Origin of the sequence: Mangrovimonas xylaniphaga, from assembly GCF_001280435.1 — a bacterium.
GTDB classification, from domain to species: Bacteria; Bacteroidota; Bacteroidia; order Flavobacteriales; family Flavobacteriaceae; genus Mangrovimonas_A; species Mangrovimonas_A xylaniphaga.
Genome location: NZ_LBIP01000013.1, coordinates 1,669,336 through 1,686,462, shown reverse-complemented (window position 1 = coordinate 1,686,462; position 17,127 = coordinate 1,669,336). Strand labels below are relative to the sequence as shown.

The 17,127-nt window shown below is 37.8% G+C and carries 12 protein-coding genes and 1 tRNA gene; 8 read left to right on the top strand and 5 right to left on the bottom strand.

From position 1 onward, the window contains the following. Window positions 1-22: 22 nt before the first annotated feature. Genes rnc through ZA06_RS07435 form a run of 3 tightly spaced genes read right to left on the bottom strand, consistent with a single transcriptional unit; the run spans window position 23 to window position 2,274 of the window. Window positions 23-769 (bottom strand): ribonuclease III, encoded by a 747-nt coding sequence (rnc, locus tag ZA06_RS07445; RefSeq protein ID WP_053976737.1) that lies wholly within the window; start codon window positions 767-769, stop codon window positions 23-25. Between the two features lie 7 nt (window positions 770-776). Continuing rightward, complete coding sequence (gene fabF / locus ZA06_RS07440) at window positions 777-2,027, bottom strand: beta-ketoacyl-ACP synthase II (protein WP_053976736.1); 1,251 nt, start codon at window positions 2,025-2,027, stop codon at window positions 777-779. A gap of 13 nt (window positions 2,028-2,040) precedes the next feature. Then, window positions 2,041-2,274 (bottom strand): acyl carrier protein, encoded by a 234-nt coding sequence (locus ZA06_RS07435; RefSeq protein ID WP_009778413.1) that lies wholly within the window; start codon window positions 2,272-2,274, stop codon window positions 2,041-2,043. A 273-nt stretch (window positions 2,275-2,547) separates the two neighbouring features. Between ZA06_RS07435 and purN the strand changes: the two genes are divergently transcribed. The 4 genes from purN (at window position 2,548) to ZA06_RS07415 (ending at window position 6,794) form a co-directional block, all read left to right on the top strand. Beyond that, a complete protein-coding gene (gene purN, locus ZA06_RS07430; RefSeq protein WP_053976735.1) occupies window positions 2,548-3,126 on the top strand; it encodes a phosphoribosylglycinamide formyltransferase in 579 nt (192 codons plus the stop codon). Window positions 3,127-3,194: 68 nt separating this feature from the next. Then, window positions 3,195-3,836 (top strand): ribonuclease H1 domain-containing protein, encoded by a 642-nt coding sequence (locus ZA06_RS07425; protein ID WP_053976734.1) that lies wholly within the window; start codon window positions 3,195-3,197, stop codon window positions 3,834-3,836. 56 nt (window positions 3,837-3,892) lie between these two features. Next, window positions 3,893-4,813, top strand: coding sequence for a PfkB family carbohydrate kinase (locus tag ZA06_RS07420; protein WP_053976733.1), 921 nt, complete (start codon window positions 3,893-3,895; stop codon window positions 4,811-4,813). Between the two features lie 82 nt (window positions 4,814-4,895). Continuing rightward, on the top strand, window positions 4,896-6,794 hold the full coding sequence (locus tag ZA06_RS07415) for an amidophosphoribosyltransferase (protein ID WP_053977097.1): 1,899 nt from the start codon (window positions 4,896-4,898) through the stop codon (window positions 6,792-6,794). Between the two features lie 781 nt (window positions 6,795-7,575). Here the strand turns inward: ZA06_RS07415 and ZA06_RS07410 are convergent. Continuing rightward, window positions 7,576-8,184 carry a superoxide dismutase gene (locus ZA06_RS07410; protein ID WP_053976732.1) on the bottom strand — a complete coding sequence of 203 codons (609 nt, stop codon included), beginning with the start codon at window positions 8,182-8,184 and terminating at the stop codon, window positions 7,576-7,578. A 121-nt stretch (window positions 8,185-8,305) separates the two neighbouring features. On the opposite strand from ZA06_RS07410, the gene ZA06_RS07405 reads away from it, so the two are divergent. The 4 genes from ZA06_RS07405 (at window position 8,306) to ZA06_RS07390 (ending at window position 16,962) form a co-directional block, all read left to right on the top strand. Beyond that, window positions 8,306-11,443, top strand: coding sequence for a UvrD-helicase domain-containing protein (locus ZA06_RS07405; protein ID WP_053976731.1), 3,138 nt, complete (start codon window positions 8,306-8,308; stop codon window positions 11,441-11,443). Window positions 11,444-11,466: 23 nt separating this feature from the next. Next, window positions 11,467-12,660, top strand: coding sequence for a glycine C-acetyltransferase (gene kbl, locus ZA06_RS07400; RefSeq protein WP_053976730.1), 1,194 nt, complete (start codon window positions 11,467-11,469; stop codon window positions 12,658-12,660). Window positions 12,661-12,781: 121 nt separating this feature from the next. Beyond that, a complete protein-coding gene (locus ZA06_RS07395; RefSeq protein WP_053976729.1) occupies window positions 12,782-14,128 on the top strand; it encodes an OmpA family protein in 1,347 nt (448 codons plus the stop codon). A 71-nt stretch (window positions 14,129-14,199) separates the two neighbouring features. Further along, window positions 14,200-16,962, top strand: coding sequence for a PD-(D/E)XK nuclease family protein (locus ZA06_RS07390; protein ID WP_053976728.1), 2,763 nt, complete (start codon window positions 14,200-14,202; stop codon window positions 16,960-16,962). A gap of 50 nt (window positions 16,963-17,012) precedes the next feature. On the opposite strand, the gene ZA06_RS07385 is transcribed toward ZA06_RS07390, so the two are convergent. Then, window positions 17,013-17,086, bottom strand: a tRNA-Ala gene (locus ZA06_RS07385). Window positions 17,087-17,127: the final 41 nt, after the last annotated feature.

Here is a 17,127-nt window from a genome sequence, read left to right as displayed (position 1 = left end):
ATAATTTATTGCAATATTGTGGCTATTCGTTAAAAAACTTTGTGATTTTATTTTGATAGGCAAAGAAGGCTCTTTTGGAAGCTTTTTCCTCAGCCTTTTTCTTGGATGTGGCCCTTGCCTTTGCCACAACCTTATTGTCTATTGACAACTTCACCGAAAAGTGTTTTAGGTTATCGTTGCCTGTATCTTCGTAAACATTGTAATCGAAGGTTTTCTTCTCCTTTTGGCACCATTCAATCAACAAACTTTTATAGCTGATAACCTTTCCTTCTAATGTTTCAATATCTACATGCGGATTGATGACACGGTCATAAATAAAGCGTTCACAATACTTATATCCGCGATCTAAAAAGATGGCCCCAACCAAGGCTTCAAAAAGGTTTCCATGAATATTGTTCCCAAAGTTAGACTTTGCAATCTTACTCTCCACCAAATCAATAAGCTTAAGTTCCTTCCCAAGCTCATTTAAATGTTCTCGGCTTACCACCTTAGAACGCATTTTGGTAAGATAGCCCTCATCTCCTTGTGGCACTTCACTAAACAGATAAGATGCTACAACCGCACTCAACATAGCGTCCCCTACAAACTCCAAACGCTCATAATTGATAGGGTTCCCCTTTTTGTCCCTTAAATTCATGGAACGATGGGTAAACGCCTTAACATACAAGCTTTTATCCTTTGGCCTAAACCCTAGAATACTTTTCAGTTGTAAAAAAAAATTCCCGTCATTTTTAGAACGGGAATTTAATATGTTACGAATGTAATTCATTCGGGAATTAATCTAATTTTTTGAATAAGACACAAGCATTGTGTCCTCCAAAGCCAAAGGTATTGCTCATGGCAACCTTAATGTCGCGCTTTTGAGCTTTGTTCAATGTTAAATTCAATGATGGGTCAATATTTTCATCTACAACCTCATGATTGATCGTTGGCGGTACAATACCGTGCTCCATCGCTAAAATAGAAGCAATTGCTTCAATAGCTCCAGCAGCTCCCAATAAGTGACCTGTCATAGATTTGGTAGAATTGATATTGATGTTTTTGGCATGATCACCAAAAACCTCAGAAATTGCCTTAAGCTCCGCAACATCCCCTAAAGGCGTTGATGTTCCGTGAGTGTTGATATGATCAACTTCTTCAGGAGCAATTCCTGCATTCTCCAAACAATTTTTCATTACTGCAATTACACCAATACCGTCTGGATGTGGCGCTGTCATATGATAGGCATCTGATGACAACCCGCCTCCTAAAACTTCGGCATATATTTTGGCGCCTCTTGCTTTGGCATGCTCATATTCTTCAAGGATAATAGCACCTGCTCCTTCTCCTAAAACAAAACCATCTCTGGTGGCATCAAAAGGCCTTGAGGCCGTTTCCGGACTCTCGTTTCTTGTGGACAAGGCATGCATGGCGTTAAATCCTCCCATACCTGCAATGGTTACGGCCGCTTCGCTTCCTCCTGTTACTACTACATCACAATGCCCCAATCTAATATAGTTTAAAGCATCGATCATAGCGTTTGCAGAAGAGGCACAGGCAGAAACCGTTGTGTAGTTTGGTCCCATAAATCCATTTTTGATGGAAATGTTACCAGGTGCAATGTCTGCAATCATTTTAGGAATAAAGAACGGATTAAACCTTGGGGTACCGTCTCCAGAAGCAAAGTTTAGCACTTCATCCTGAAAGGTCTCCAAACCTCCAATTCCTGCTCCCCAAATAACTCCTACACGTAATTTGTTAATGGCGTCCAAATCCAATTTTGCATCGGCGATTGCCTCGTCTGAAGCTACCATTGCATATTGGGTAAAACGGTCCATTTTACGAGCCTCTTTTCTATCGATAAAATCGGTAGCGTTGAAGTTTTTTAACTCGCAAGCAAATTTGGTTTTGAATTTTTCAGCATCAAAATATGTTAAAGGTGCTGCACCGCTTTTTCCACTCACAAGGCCTTCCCAATATTCATCCTTGGTATTACCTATAGGGGTCAAAGCACCCAGACCTGTAACTACTACTCGCCTTAATTCCATAAATTGTTTTTAATTATTTTGCTTCTTCTATGTACGAAATAGCTTGACCAACTGTTGCAATGTTCTCAGCTTGATCGTCTGGAATTTGAATATCGAATTCTTTTTCGAACTCCATAATTAATTCTACAGTGTCCAATGAATCTGCGCCTAAATCGTTAGTGAAGCTTGCTTCAGCTACCACTTCGTTTTCATCAACACCTAATTTGTCTACGATAATCGCTTTTACTCTTGATGCAATGTCTGACATAATCTTTAATTTTAAGTTTTAATTAGTTGGCAAAAATAAAAAACTTTATTCTTATAACACACCTTTACTTTAAAAATGTGTTTCTAAAATTACTAAATTCTCATCTAAGTATTTTCATTTTACGCTTCTTATTGTGAAATATTATTCTTTTTTTTGTTTAGGTTTTTAGGGGCGCTGTTAAAACATTATAAAGAACGAAACACCAATACCTAAGGAAGCGCGCGCAACCCTACTGTTATTTTCAACGTAATATCCAAAATAGAAGACTGAAACATGAAACGTATTGTCATATTTGCATCGGGCAGTGGTAGCAATGCCGAGAATTTAATCAAGTATTTTTCGAAATCAAAAACAGCTTCGGTAGTTCAAGTTCTGACCAACAATCCGCAAGCCACAGTCTTGGATCGTTGCAAAAAACTAGAAGTGAGCGCCCTTTCGTTCAACAGAGTTTCCCTTTATAAAACGGATGATGTTTTAAATATTCTCAAAGCCTCCAAACCAGACTTGATTGTGTTGGCAGGCTTTTTATGGAAATTCCCCGAAAATATCCTACATGAGTTCCCAAACAAAGTCATCAACATCCATCCCGCCCTACTACCTAAATATGGAGGAAAAGGCATGTATGGCATGCATGTGCACGAAGCGGTTGTAGCCAACAAAGAACTACAAACAGGAATCACAATCCACTACGTTAATGAAAACTATGACGAAGGAGCCATCATTTTCCAAGACAGTTGTTTTGTTGATACTTTGGATAATGCAAATGATGTTGCCAAAAAAATTCACGATTTGGAGATGAAACATTTTCCTGTTGTAGTTGAAAAACTCCTAACCGAAGAACATTTAAAATAACTGTTTTCTCTCTTAAAAGAGACAAAGTTTACCACTACTAAAATTTACTCCTATATATTAAGGTATAAATGGCCAAGAAAAAGCAAAAATACTACACCGTTTGGAAAGGCCATAACACCGGTGTGTTCGACAATTGGAATGACTGTAAAGCCCAGATAAAGGATTATCAAGGAGCTTTGTATAAATCTTTCCCCACTTTTGAGGCCGCAAAAGCTGCCTTCAAAGGGAATTACAAAGATTTTATCGGACAGCCCAAAACCTTTAAAAGCACACTTTCTCCTGCAGAACTCCAAAAGATAGGACAACCAAATTACAATTCCATTTCGGTGGATGCTGCCTCAAGTGGCAACCCAGGCATTATGGAATACCGCGGCGTGGACACCAAGACCAAAAAACAACTCTTCATTCAAGGCCCCTTCCCTGAAGGCACCAATAATATTGGTGAGTTTCTTGCCATTGTACACGGCTTGGCAATGCTCAAAAAAAACAATAGTAACCGCATTATCTACACCGATTCCAAAACCGCCATGAGCTGGGTAAAGAAAAAAACATGCAATACCAAGCTTCCTCGCAATGAGAAAAACAAGGCACTTTTTGAACTTGTAGACCGCGCTGTAAGTTGGCTAAAAAATAACGACTATACCACCACCATTGTTAAATGGGAAACCAAAGCTTGGGGTGAAATTCCAGCAGATTTTGGAAGAAAATAATATTCGTAATTTAGAGCGTAAAACACTATATTTGCACAAAATTTTGAAACCTCTTTATGAGCAAGTTAGTTATTGTTGGAACGGTAGCATTCGATGCTATTGAAACCCCTTTCGGAAAAACCGATAAAATACTTGGAGGTGCCGCAACCTTTATAGGTTTGGCAGCTTCAGAATTTAATGTAGACGCCTCAATTGTATCTGTAGTGGGAGGCGATTTTCCACAAGACTACTTGAACCTTTTATCCAACAGACGTTTGGATATTTCCGGGATTGAAATAGTGGAACACGGCAAAACCTTCTTTTGGAGCGGCCGTTACCACAACAATATGAACTCCCGGGACACCTTGGTAACCGAACTGAACGTTTTGGCAGATTTCAACCCAGTAGTTCCCGAAAAATATAGAGATTCTGAAATTGTAATGTTAGGAAATTTACACCCTATCGTGCAATCTAGCGTCTTGGACCAAATGGTGAACACACCAAAATTGGCCATTTTGGACACCATGAACTTTTGGATGGATCATGCCCTGGAAGACCTTTTAAATGTCATCAAGCGTATCGATGTGATCACCATCAACGATGAAGAGGCCAAACAGCTTACAGGAGAACACTCTTTATTAACTGCTGCTAAAAAAATCCATGAAATGGGTCCTAAATATGTGGTAATTAAAAAAGGTGAACACGGTGCTTTGCTGTTCCATGAAGAACACATGTTTGCAGCTCCCGCGTTACCATTGGAGCAAGTTTTTGATCCAACAGGCGCAGGCGACACCTTTGCAGGAGGCTTTGCTGGATATTTGGCAAAATCCAAAGACTTGTCTTTTGAGAACATGAAAAATGCGGTCATTTATGGATCGGCTATGGCATCTTTCAGTGTTGAAAGATTTGGAACCGAGCGAATGCAGGATTTATCATCCAATGAAATCCATAAACGCATACAGCAATTTGAAAATTTAACGCAGTTTAAAATTAACTAGCATAATATAACGCGCTCTCACACGAGTGCGTTTTTAATTAAACAATTATCCTGCTACGGCAGAAACCTTGACAACAGACATTATGAGTGATGCTTTAAAACATGAATGCGGAATCGCACTTATTAGACTTTTAAAACCATTGGAATTCTATAAAGAAAAGTATGGAAGTGCTTTTTATGGCGTTAACAAAATGTATTTGATGATGGAAAAACAGCACAACCGTGGTCAGGACGGTGCAGGTTTTGCCAGTATTAAATTAGATACAGATCCTGGAGAGCGCTATATAAGTCGTGTGCGGTCTATTGCCCAACAGCCAATACAGGATATTTTTGCTCAAATCAATTCCAGAATCAACAAGGAATTGAGCGAGAATCCAGAATATGCCGACGATGTAGAGCTTCAAAAGCGTCATATTCCTTATGTAGGAGAACTGCTTTTAGGACATGTTCGCTATGGGACTTTTGGAAAGAACAGTGTAGAAAGCGTTCACCCATTTTTAAGACAAAACAACTGGATGCACAGAAACCTTATTGTTGCAGGTAACTTCAACATGACCAATGTAAATCAATTATTTGATGGATTGGTACGTTTGGGTCAGCATCCAAAAGAAAAGGCAGACACCATTACCATCATGGAAAAGATTGGTCACTTTTTGGATGATGCCGTTTCTAAAAAATACAAACAACTTAAAGCAGAAGGTTACAGCAAAAGAGAATGTTCTCCAATTATTGCAGAACGTTTAAACGTAGCCAAAATATTAAAAAGAGCCGCCAAGAATTGGGATGGAGGTTACGCTATGGCCGGTTTGTTAGGTCACGGAGATTCCTTCGTTTTACGTGATCCAGCAGGTATTAGACCAGCTTATTACTACAAGGATGATGAAGTTGTGGTAGTAGCTTCGGAACGTCCAGTAATCCAAACCGTATTCAATGTAGATTTTGATAAGGTAATTGAATTGGATCCTGGTCATGCCATCATCACCAAAAAATCTGGAGAAGTTGCCATCAAAAAGATTCTTGAGCCTTTAGAGCGTAAGGCGTGTTCTTTTGAGCGCATCTATTTTTCAAGAGGAAGTGATGCCGAAATATACCAAGAGCGCAAAACCCTTGGTAAACTTTTAATGCCTAAAGTACTTGAAACAATAGAAAACGATACTAAAAATACGGTATTCTCCTTTATTCCAAATACTGCGGAAACATCATTTTTCGGAATGATTGAGTCTATTGAAAAACACCTTAACGAAAAGAAAACAAAAGCAATTCTTGATGGAGGAGGTAAACTTTCAGCAGAACATGTAACTGAAATTTTATCAGAAAGACCAAGAATTGAAAAAATTGCCATCAAGGACGTTAAATTAAGAACCTTCATTACCGAAGACAGCAGTAGAGACGATTTGGTTGCACACGTTTATGATGCCACTTATGGGGTTATTAAGCCACAGGACAATTTGGTAATTATCGACGACAGTATTGTACGCGGTACAACTCTTAAAAAGAGCATCATTAAAATGATGGACCGTTTACATCCTAAGAAAATTGTTGTTGTATCCTCGGCTCCACAAATTAGATATCCAGATTGTTATGGTATTGACATGGCAAGACTTGAAGACCTAATTGCTTTTAGAGCCATGTTGGAATTGTTGAAAGAAAATGACAAATACCATATGGTTGAGGAAGTTTACCACAAATGTAAAGAGCAGGTAGACTTGGAAGACAAGGATGTTCAAAACTTTGTAAAAGAGCTTTACGATCAATTTACAGATGATGAAATATCTGATAAAATTTCTGAATTGATCTGTGATGACAGCATTAATGCCGAGGTTAAAGCCATCTTCCAAACAGTGGATAATTTGCATACTGCGTGTCCGAAGAACTTAGGAGATTGGTATTTCACAGGAGACTATCCAACGGCTGGAGGTAACCGCGTGGTTAACAGAGCGTTCATCAATTTCTTTGAAGGAAACAAAGAAAGAGCTTATTAACAGCTTTGATATTTTAGAGCACTTTATCCGATAAAACGACTTTTTATCTAATTTAAATGCATTTCATCTAATAATTATCAAAAGTTAAGCAAATTACGTATACTTTAGCATCACCATAACATAAGTAGGTTAAGTTCATGGTAGATTTGGGGCAAAAAAAGGTGAACAACAGTTCACCTTTTTTTATTTCCATTCAATTCTACACCTAATCACCTCTATTTCAGACTGCATTTCATCGAACAAATAACTTTCAGCGAGTCCATAACATATCAAAATAAAATCACTTTTTACCGCTTAAACCGATTTATGGGTCTTTAATCTAAAAAATTTAAATGTTAAAATTAAGACCTTATATATTTGTCAATACCATAACATAAGTAGGTTAAGTTTATGGTAGATTTGGGGCAAAAAAGGTGGACGTCAGTTCACCTTTTTTATTTTGATATTTCTTTACTCCTCAAAATTTTCATTAAATAGGAAATTGCACTCTTCTCAAAATTCACTTCGTTTTTAGTGCAAATATTTAAAAATCAGATATTTATTTTACAAAAAATACTTTTCAACTAATTTAAACGTTGTTCATCTAAATTTTTGAAATAATTTAAAAAGTGCTTCTATATTCGTTGTCACCATAACATAAGTAGGTTAAGTTTATGGTAGATTTGGGGCAAAAAAGGTGAACATTAGTTCACCTTTTTTATTTGTCATAGCTTCTTAAAAATACATGACATAAAAAAAGCAAGCCTTTTGGCTTGCCTTTATAAATTTAGCTATACTAAAATTATTTTGCTTCAGCATATCTACGCTCAACTTCATTCCAGTTGATAAGGTTGAAAAATGCGTTGATATAATCTGGTCTTCTGTTTTGGTAGTGTAAATAGTAAGCGTGCTCCCAAACATCCAATCCTAAAATAGGAGTTCCTTCGCAACCAATTCCTGGCATTAATGGGTTGTCTTGGTTAGGAGTAGAACAAACTTCTACTTTTCCTCCTTTGTGAACACATAACCATGCCCATCCAGATCCAAATCTAGTTGCTGCAGCTTTACTGAACGCATCCTTGAAGGCTTCTTCCGAACCAAATGCAGCTTCGATAGCGTCTTTTAATTCTCCAGACAAAACTCCTTTTCCTTCAGGATTCATAACCTCCCAAAATAAATTGTGGTTGTAAAATCCTCCACCATTGTTTCTTACAGCGGTATTGTCCATATCTAAATTGGTAAGAATATTTTCTACCGTTTTTCCTTCCAAATCAGTTCCTGCAATAGCGTTATTCAAGTTGGTGGTATAGCCGTTATGATGTTTTGTATGATGTATTTCCATAGTACGCGCATCGATGTGTGGTTCCAAAGCATCGTATGCATATTTTAATTTCGGTAATTCGAAAGCCATAATATTTGTTTTATTTGATTAATATTAATTTCATCCAAATTTACACATAATACAGCGCAATTAAAAATATTAAATAGCTATGAAATGATTGATAGTTTCTATCTTGTCAAAAATTCGTTGTATGCAAAACCTGAGCCCATTTTCAATCTATAATGCCTCTGCCGGAAGTGGAAAAACATATACTCTAGTTAAAGATTACCTGAAAATTCTAGTTACCTCCACGCACCCAAAACAGTTTAAGCATATCTTGGCCATCACGTTTACCAACAAAGCGGTTGGAGAGATGAAGGAACGTATTATAAACACCTTGCAATTATTTGCAAAACCCGAGATTTTGGAACAGGGTAATAGTATGTTTGAAGAGCTTTGCATGGAAGCCAAATTGTCCCCGCAAGAACTTCATAAAAAATCCAAACGCATCCTAAATGCCATTGTGCACAATTACGCAAGTTTTGACATTTCTACAATAGACGGTTTTACCCATAAACTTATAAGGACTTTTGCACACGATTTAAAACTCCCTTTAAACTTTGAAGTAGAACTGGACCAAAACACCTTATTGAACGAAGCTGTTGACAGTCTTATTTCAAAAGCTGGAACCAACAAAGAACTTACTAAGGTTTTGGTAGATTTCGCCATTGAAAAGGCAGATGACGATAAAAGTTGGGACATTTCATTCGATTTCAACAAGATTGCCAAATTATTAATCAATGAAAACGAATTGCCTTTTGTAAAAACCTTTAAGGATAAATCCTTGCAAGATTTTACAAGCCTAAAAAAGGAATTGATCAAAAAAAGCTCCAACCTTGACAACTCTATTAAAATAGAAGCGGAAGCTGCTTTGGAATTGATTGATGAAAGTGGTTTGGAACATGGTGATTTCACAAGAGGAAGCCTCCCTAAATTCTTTATCAAGGCTACCGACAGCAACTTTAAATACGACTTTGGTTCCACACAATGGGAAAAAGGATTCGTGGAGAGCGAGCGTTTATATCCTAAAAAAGTAACCGACAATGTTGCTTCCACAATTGATGCCATTCAGCCTCAACTCATAGAACACTACAACAATATAAAAAACGCCTTTTATCAATCTAGATTTGCAAAGGCCATATACAAAAACAGCACACCACTTTCAGTGCTCAATGCCATACAACACGAACTCACAACTATTCAAAAGGAACAGAACAAACTATTGATTTCGGAATTTAACAACATAATCAATAACGAAATTAAAGGCTTGCCTTCCCCTTTTATTTATGAGCGCCTTGGGGAAAAATTTCGCCATTATTTCATCGATGAGTTCCAGGATACCTCCGCATTGCAATGGCAAAATCTCATTCCGTTACTTAACAACACCTTGGCCTCGGAAAGTGGAACGGCCATGTTAGTAGGGGATGCTAAACAGGCTATTTATCGTTGGCGAGGTGGTGAAGCAGAACAGTTTATTGATTTGTTCACAGACGTCAATCCATTCCAAGTGGAGAAAAAGGTGGAAAACCTCCCTACCAATTACCGTAGTTTTCAAACCATTGTTGAATTCAACAACAATCTATTTGATTTTATCTCGGAGCACACCTTTAACCATCCAACCTATCAATCGCTTTACCAAACCGCCTCCCAAAAAACCTTTTCCAAGGATCAGGGATATGTCAACCTTTCCTTTTTGGAAATTTCCAAGGATGATGACAGGGATGAACTTTATTGTCAAAAAACATATGAAAGCATTTTAACCTGCATGGACAATGGTTTTGAAGCCAAAGACATTTGTGTGTTGGTAAGAAAAGGCAAAGAAGGTGTTGCTATAGCCGATTTTTTAAACGAAAAAGGCATCGATATTGTCTCTTCGGAAACTTTATTGATTAAAAATTCTCCTGAAGTTGCCTTTACCAATGCCTTTTTAAAACTCTTGATACAGCCAAAAAACAACGAGTTAAAGGTAGACGTATTAAATTTTCTTTCTGAAAAACTGAATCTTGAAGATAGGCATGCTTTTTTCAAGAAACATATTCCTTTGGAACTGAAAGAATTCATACAAAGCCTTTCAGAATATGGGATTTTCCTTGACAGTTCTGCGCTCTTGCTTCTACCAATCTATGATTTAATAGAAACCGTCATAAGAAGCTTTCAACTTACAGATACCTCCAATGCCTATATTCAGTTTTACTTGGATTTGGTTTTAGAATATTCTCAAAAGCACACCTATGACCTTGCTGGATTTGTTTCCCATTTTGAAAACAAGCAAGATCAATTGAGCATCATCTCTCCCGAAGGTCAAAATGCAGTACGGATCATGACCATCCACAAATCCAAAGGGTTGGAATTTCCTGTCGTGATTTTCCCTTATGCGGATATGGACATATACAGACAGATAGACCCAAAGGTTTGGTTTCCATTAACACCTGAAGATTTTAATGGATTCGACTATGCACTACTTAACTACGGAAAAGATATTGAACACTTTGGCGAGATAGGCCAAATGCTCTACGAAGTACAACAGGCTCAATTGGAATTGGACAACATCAACCTACTCTACGTGGCTTGCACAAGACCCATTGAACAACTTTATATAATTTCAAAAAAGGATGCCGACTCCAAAGGGAACTTCAACAACAAAACCTATGCTGGTATTTTGATGCAATATCTGGCGCAGGAACAACTTTGGCAAGATACAACTCTAGAATACACCTTTGGAACACCACAAAGACAATCTAAAAAAATAGAATTAGCTGAAGCCAACCTCATTCAAGAAGCCTTTATTTCTACCCCAAAAGAAGATCACAGCTTAAGGATTCTTACAAAAGCAGGATTACTTTGGGAGACAGAACAAGAGCGGGCCATCGAAAAAGGAAATTTGGTGCATGATATTATGGCCTTGGTACATTCTGATCAAGATGTAGATTTTGCCCTTAGACAATTCCTTGACACAGGAAAACTGAATTCAAAACAACACGAAGAATTAAAACCATTAATTCTGAAAATCATTAACCATAGTTCCCTAAAACCATTCTTCAATTCAGATTTGGAAATTTATAACGAAAGGGACATTATTACAAAACATGGCGACATTGTAAGACCAGATAGAGTGGTCATCAATTCCCAAAAAGAAGCTACCATCATCGATTATAAAACCGGAACGGAAACCACTTCCCATCTCAAACAGCTAGAAGGCTACCAAACAGTATTGGAAGATATGGGCTTCAAGGTTGCTAACAAAATTCTTGTCTACGTCAATGATGATATTCATATAAAAGAATTTTAACTTTGCAGTAAATTGAAATTATCATGTACGGAAAAATTAAGGAGCACTTACAGCAAGAACTACAAGACATAAAAGATGTGGGATTATTTAAAGAAGAACGCATCATTACTTCACCTCAAAATGCAGAAATTACTTTAAGCACGGGGCAAACCGTTTTAAATTTTTGCGCCAATAACTATCTAGGACTATCAGACCATCCTGAAGTCATCCAAGCAGCCAAGGACGCTATGGACACTCATGGTTTTGGAATGTCATCCGTGAGGTTTATTTGTGGAACACAGGATATCCACAAAACCTTAGAAGCCAAAATTGCTGAATACTACGGCACTGAAGACACCATCCTTTACGCTGCAGCTTTCGATGCCAATGGAGGCGTTTTTGAACCATTATTAGGCGCTGAAGATGCCATTATCTCAGATTCACTGAATCACGCTTCCATTATTGATGGGGTACGTTTGTGTAAAGCGGCAAGATATCGTTACCAAAATAACGATATGGCCGATTTGGAGAAACAGTTGATCGCTGCCAATGAAAATGGCGCCCGTTTCAAAATTATTGTAACGGATGGGGTATTCTCCATGGACGGGCTCGTTGCTCCTTTGGACCAAATTTGTGATTTGGCAGATAAATACGATGCCTTAGTAATGATTGACGAATGTCACGCTGCTGGCTTTATAGGAGAAACCGGAAGAGGTACCTTGGAAGAAAAAGGCGTAATGGGACGCATTGACATTATTACCGGAACTCTTGGAAAAGCCTTAGGAGGCGCTATGGGTGGTTATACAACTGCCAAAAAAGAGGTTATCGAAATGTTACGTCAACGCTCTAGACCTTATTTATTTTCCAACTCATTGGCTCCGGCAATCGTAGGAGCTTCTATTAAGGTATTCGAGATGCTTTCATCCGACACTTCACTTAGAGATAAGTTGGATTGGAACACCAAATATTTCAAAAAAGGAATGAAGTCTGCCGGTTTCGACATTATTGACGGAGACTCTGCAATTGTACCTGTAATGCTGTATGATGCTAAGTTATCCCAAACCATGGCTAAGATGCTTTTGGAGGAAGGAATTTACGTTATCGGCTTCTTTTACCCAGTGGTTCCTAAGGATAAAGCACGTATTAGAGTACAGCTATCAGCAGCTCATAGTCAAGAACATTTGGACAAAGCTATCGTTGCATTTACAAAGGTTGGAAAGGCCTTGGAGATAATTTAAAATTAGTCCAAACACTTATATCTTAGAGCAAATAAGCAATATTTTTATATATTTGTCTTTGTTAATAAATTTTAACAACTTACATTTGTTTACATTAACACTTAAAATTAAATTATAGAATATGAAAAATCTTAGCAGATTATTATTGGCTTCGTTGCTTTTATTAGGCTTCAATGCTAATGCTCAAGATGAAGACAATCCTTGGGCAGTAGGTATCGGCGTAAACATGGTTGATTTTTATCCAACTGGGGAAGATGCGCCTCTTGGTGGTTACTTTGACGAGTATTTCAATGTAGGTGATCACTACAACATTCTTCCATCCTTGTCAAGCCTTAGCGTTTCTAGATACATGGGTAGCGGATTTATATTCACTGCTACAGGATCTATCAACCAAATTGAAAACTTCGGTGACCTTTCAGTTGATGATTTATCTTACTATGGTCTTGACGGGACTATCTCTTACAGCTTCTTAAGACATTCTACTTTCAACCCATTCATTGGAGTTGGTGGTGGTTACACTTGGGTTGATGAAATTGGAGCTGGTACTTTAAACGGAACTTTAGGATTTAACGTATGGTTTACTGAAAACATCGGATTAACTGTACAATCTGCTTACAAACACGCGTTTGAAGATTATTTAGATACACACTTCCAACACACTGTAGGTATTGCTATCAAATTTGGCGGTAAAGATACTGATGGTGATGGAATCTATGACAAAGATGATGCTTGTCCAGAAGTTCCTGGATTGGAAGCATTCAATGGTTGTCCTGATACTGATGGTGACGGAATCCAAGATAGCGAGGACGATTGTCCAAACGAAGCTGGTTTAGCTGAATTCAACGGATGTCCTGATTCTGACGGTGATGGTGTGCCAGATAAAAACGACGACTGTCCAACAATTCCAGGATTGAAAGAACTAAACGGATGTCCAGATGCTGATGGAGACGGTGTAGCTGATAAAGATGATAACTGTCCAAACGAAGTTGGTCCTGCTGCTAACAATGGTTGTCCTTGGCCAGATAGAGATGGTGATGGTGTTGCAGACAAAGATGATAAGTGTCCAGACTTAGCTGGTCCTGCCTCTAACGATGGTTGTCCAGTTGTATCTGAAGAAGTTCAAAAAGCATTGAATGCTTATGCTAAAACAATCTTGTTCGACACTGCCAAATCATCAATCAAAGCTGAGTCTGAAAAAGTTCTTAACGATATCATTGCTATCTTGAACGAGTATCCTAACGCTAAGTTTACCGTAGAAGGTCATACCGACAGTGTTGGTCGCGAAGATTCAAACATGAAGTTATCTGAAGCTAGAGCTCTTTCTGTAAAAGACTACTTAGTTGACCATGGTATCGATGAATTCAGATTATCTTCTAGAGGATTTGGGGAGTCTCAACCAATCGACACTAACAACACTAGTGCTGGTAGAGCTAACAACAGACGTGTTGAAATTAACTTAGTAAAATAAGAGGTTCTAAACCTTAAAAATAATAAGTGTAAAAACGCTCCGATATTCGGGGCGTTTTTTATTTTTATGCTATGACCAGTTTTATTGAAGACGTTATAGTAGACCTTTACCAAAAAGGCCTTAACATACCCCAGTTAATCTTTGTATTACCCAGTAGAAGAGCCGGAGTTTTTTTGAAACATCAGCTTTCAAAACATAGTACTCAAACTTTTTTTGCTCCCGAAATTGTTTCTATTGAAGAATTTGTAGAAACTCTATCAGATCTCCACTACATCACCAATACCGAGTTAATTTTTGAGTTTTACGAAGTCTATCTAAAACTGACAGACAAGGAAAACCAAGAGTCATTTGACGAAGTCTCTAAATGGGCACAAATGCTCATTCAAGATTTCAATGAAATAGATCGCTATCTTATTCCCCCTGCTAAGATTTTTGATTATTTATCGGCCATAAAAGAAATTGAACATCAGCATTGGTCATTAGATGAAAACCCTTCAACTTTTGTCAAGAATTATTTGTTGTTCTGGAATCAACTCAAACATTATTACAACACCCTTCAAACCCAACTATTGGAGCAAAATAAGGGCTATCAGGGCTTAGTATACAGAAAAGCAGTAGATAACCTCGAACAGTTTACCTCTGATCATCCCAATAACAAATATATTTTCATGGGCTTCAATGCCCTAAACAAGGCTGAGGAAACCATTATTCAAGAATTGCTACAACAAGATCTTGCACACATCTATTGGGATATAGATGAAACCTTTATTCAAAATCGTGAACATGACGCAGGGCTATTTATCAGACAGCACAAGGCTACTTGGCCCTATCTAAAACAACATCCTTTCAATTGGCTTCATCACCATTATACCAAACCCAAAAACATAAAGGTCACCGGAGTTCCAAAAAATGTGAGTCAAATAAAATATATAGGTGAGCTACTTTTGAAACTCGACAGCGAAAGCTTAAAAAAAACAGCCATTGTACTAGGAAATGAGGAACTACTACTGCCTTTGCTCAATTCCATTCCAAAAAGCATAGGAGCCGTTAATATCACTATGGGACTTCCATTAAAAAGTGTCCCACTGGTAGCATTGTTCGATCAGCTTTTAAAGCTCCACATTAAAGGTGGTGACAATTTCTATTACAAAGATGCGCTGGCAGTATTGTCAAATCAATTTGTACGACCATTACTAAATGAAGCCAAAATCAAGGTAGCCGATGTCATTTCAACAATTGAAGAAAATAACATCATCTATCTTAACTTAGATAAACTAATTACCCTATTTGAAGGAGAATATAACACGGTTCTCAGCCTCCTATTTGGTCCTTGGAAAGACAATCCGAATAGGGCTTTAGAGAACTGCTTTAAGCTTATTTCCCTGTTGAAATCATATTTGGACCAAGATAAACCATCCAACATGTTGGCTTTGGAATATCTGTACCGTTTCAATGCCTTGTTTAATGAATTAAGCTTACTGAACAGTGAGCACAAACACATCAAAACCATTGCAACACTTTATAGTTTCTACAAGGAACTTCTAAGCACCGAAACTTTGGATTTCCAAGGGGAACCTCTAGAAGGCCTTCAAATTATGGGAATGCTGGAAACTCGTGCCTTGGATTTTGAATCACTTATTATTGCCTCAGTCAACGAAGGTATTCTTCCCGCAGGAAAGAGCCATAACTCTTTTATCCCGTACGACGTCAAACTAGAAAACAAGTTACCAACCTACAAAGAAAAAGACGCGGTATATACCTACCACTTTTATCGCTTGTTGCAGCGTGCCACCAATGCACATATTCTCTACAATACTGAAATAGATGCGCTTAATTCAGGTGAAAAAAGTAGATTTATTACCCAATTGGAAATTGAGGGTATACATCCTATTCAACATAAAGTGGTAACACCAAAAGTTCCAAAGATTACCAAACAGTTAAAAACTATTAAGAAAACGGATGCTGTCCTAGAGCAAATCAAGCGCTTGTCCAATGCGGGCTTCTCTCCTTCCTCCTTGACCAATTACATTAGAAACCCCATGGATTTCTATACCCAAAAGATTCTAGGCGTAAAAACCTATGAAGATGTAGAAGAATCAATTGCAGCCAATACCCTAGGGACAGTGATCCATAATACTCTTGAGGATCTTTACAAACCACATATTGGGGAGTTCTTAAAACCTGAAGATCTTGAAGGCATGAAGCCCAAAATAGATGCCTGGGTAAAAAAGCATTTCAAGGAAACCTATAAGGAAGGTGATATATCTACAGGTAAAAACCTTATTATTTTTGAGGTCGCGAAACGCTATGTGTGGAACACCATAAATTTAGAACTAAACGAATTAAGGCTAGGCAATGAAATAAAAATTATCGCCCTTGAAAAAGGATTCAGAACCTTATTGGACATCCCAGAACTTGATTTTCCAGTATATCTAACGGGAAAAGTAGACCGTATTGATGAATACAATGGCATTACAAGAATCATAGACTACAAAAGTGGTAAGGTAGACCAAAGTAAAGTAGAAGTGGTGGAATGGGAAGATTTAACCACAGATTATGACAAATACAGCAAGAGCTTTCAGGTACTCACCTATGCCCTTATGATGCACAGTGTTCCCGAAATGAAAACCGAAAATCTAGAAGCGGGTATTATTTCCTTTAAAAACCTAAATGCGGGCTTTTTAAAATTTGCCAAAAAGGACAAACCAGGTGCTTATGCAAAGAAAGACCAATTAATTACTTCAGAAACATTGGAAAATTTCTCTGAAGTCCTAAAAAACTTGATTTTAGAAATCTGCAATCCTGATATTGATTTTATTGAAAGGGAGGTATAAAAACAAAAAACGCAATCAATTAAAACTTAAAAGATTGCGTTTTCGTAAAGTGGAGCATATCGGAGTCGAACCGATGACCTCTACGCTGCCAGCGTAGCGCTCTAGCCAGCTGAGCTAATGCCCCTCAACTGTCTCTCATAACATAGCTGTGATGAGACTGCAAAA

What these genes read in the sequence shown, in the direction of transcription:
- kbl (WP_053976730.1), top strand. Translation starts at nt 11,467, where the DNA reads ATGTACGGAAAAATTAAGGAGCACTTACAGCAAGAACTACAAGACATA.
- rnc (WP_053976737.1), bottom strand. Translation starts at nt 769, where the DNA reads ATGAATTACATTCGTAACATATTAAATTCCCGTTCTAAAAATGACGGG.
- ZA06_RS07415 (WP_053977097.1), top strand. Translation starts at nt 4,896, where the DNA reads ATGAGTGATGCTTTAAAACATGAATGCGGAATCGCACTTATTAGACTT.
- ZA06_RS07405 (WP_053976731.1), top strand. Translation starts at nt 8,306, where the DNA reads ATGCAAAACCTGAGCCCATTTTCAATCTATAATGCCTCTGCCGGAAGT.
- ZA06_RS07410 (WP_053976732.1), bottom strand. Translation starts at nt 8,184, where the DNA reads ATGGCTTTCGAATTACCGAAATTAAAATATGCATACGATGCTTTGGAA.
- ZA06_RS07395 (WP_053976729.1), top strand. Translation starts at nt 12,782, where the DNA reads ATGAAAAATCTTAGCAGATTATTATTGGCTTCGTTGCTTTTATTAGGC.
- fabF (WP_053976736.1), bottom strand. Translation starts at nt 2,027, where the DNA reads ATGGAATTAAGGCGAGTAGTAGTTACAGGTCTGGGTGCTTTGACCCCT.
- ZA06_RS07425 (WP_053976734.1), top strand. Translation starts at nt 3,195, where the DNA reads ATGGCCAAGAAAAAGCAAAAATACTACACCGTTTGGAAAGGCCATAAC.
- ZA06_RS07435 (WP_009778413.1), bottom strand. Translation starts at nt 2,274, where the DNA reads ATGTCAGACATTGCATCAAGAGTAAAAGCGATTATCGTAGACAAATTA.
- ZA06_RS07420 (WP_053976733.1), top strand. Translation starts at nt 3,893, where the DNA reads ATGAGCAAGTTAGTTATTGTTGGAACGGTAGCATTCGATGCTATTGAA.
- ZA06_RS07390 (WP_053976728.1), top strand. Translation starts at nt 14,200, where the DNA reads ATGACCAGTTTTATTGAAGACGTTATAGTAGACCTTTACCAAAAAGGC.
- purN (WP_053976735.1), top strand. Translation starts at nt 2,548, where the DNA reads ATGAAACGTATTGTCATATTTGCATCGGGCAGTGGTAGCAATGCCGAG.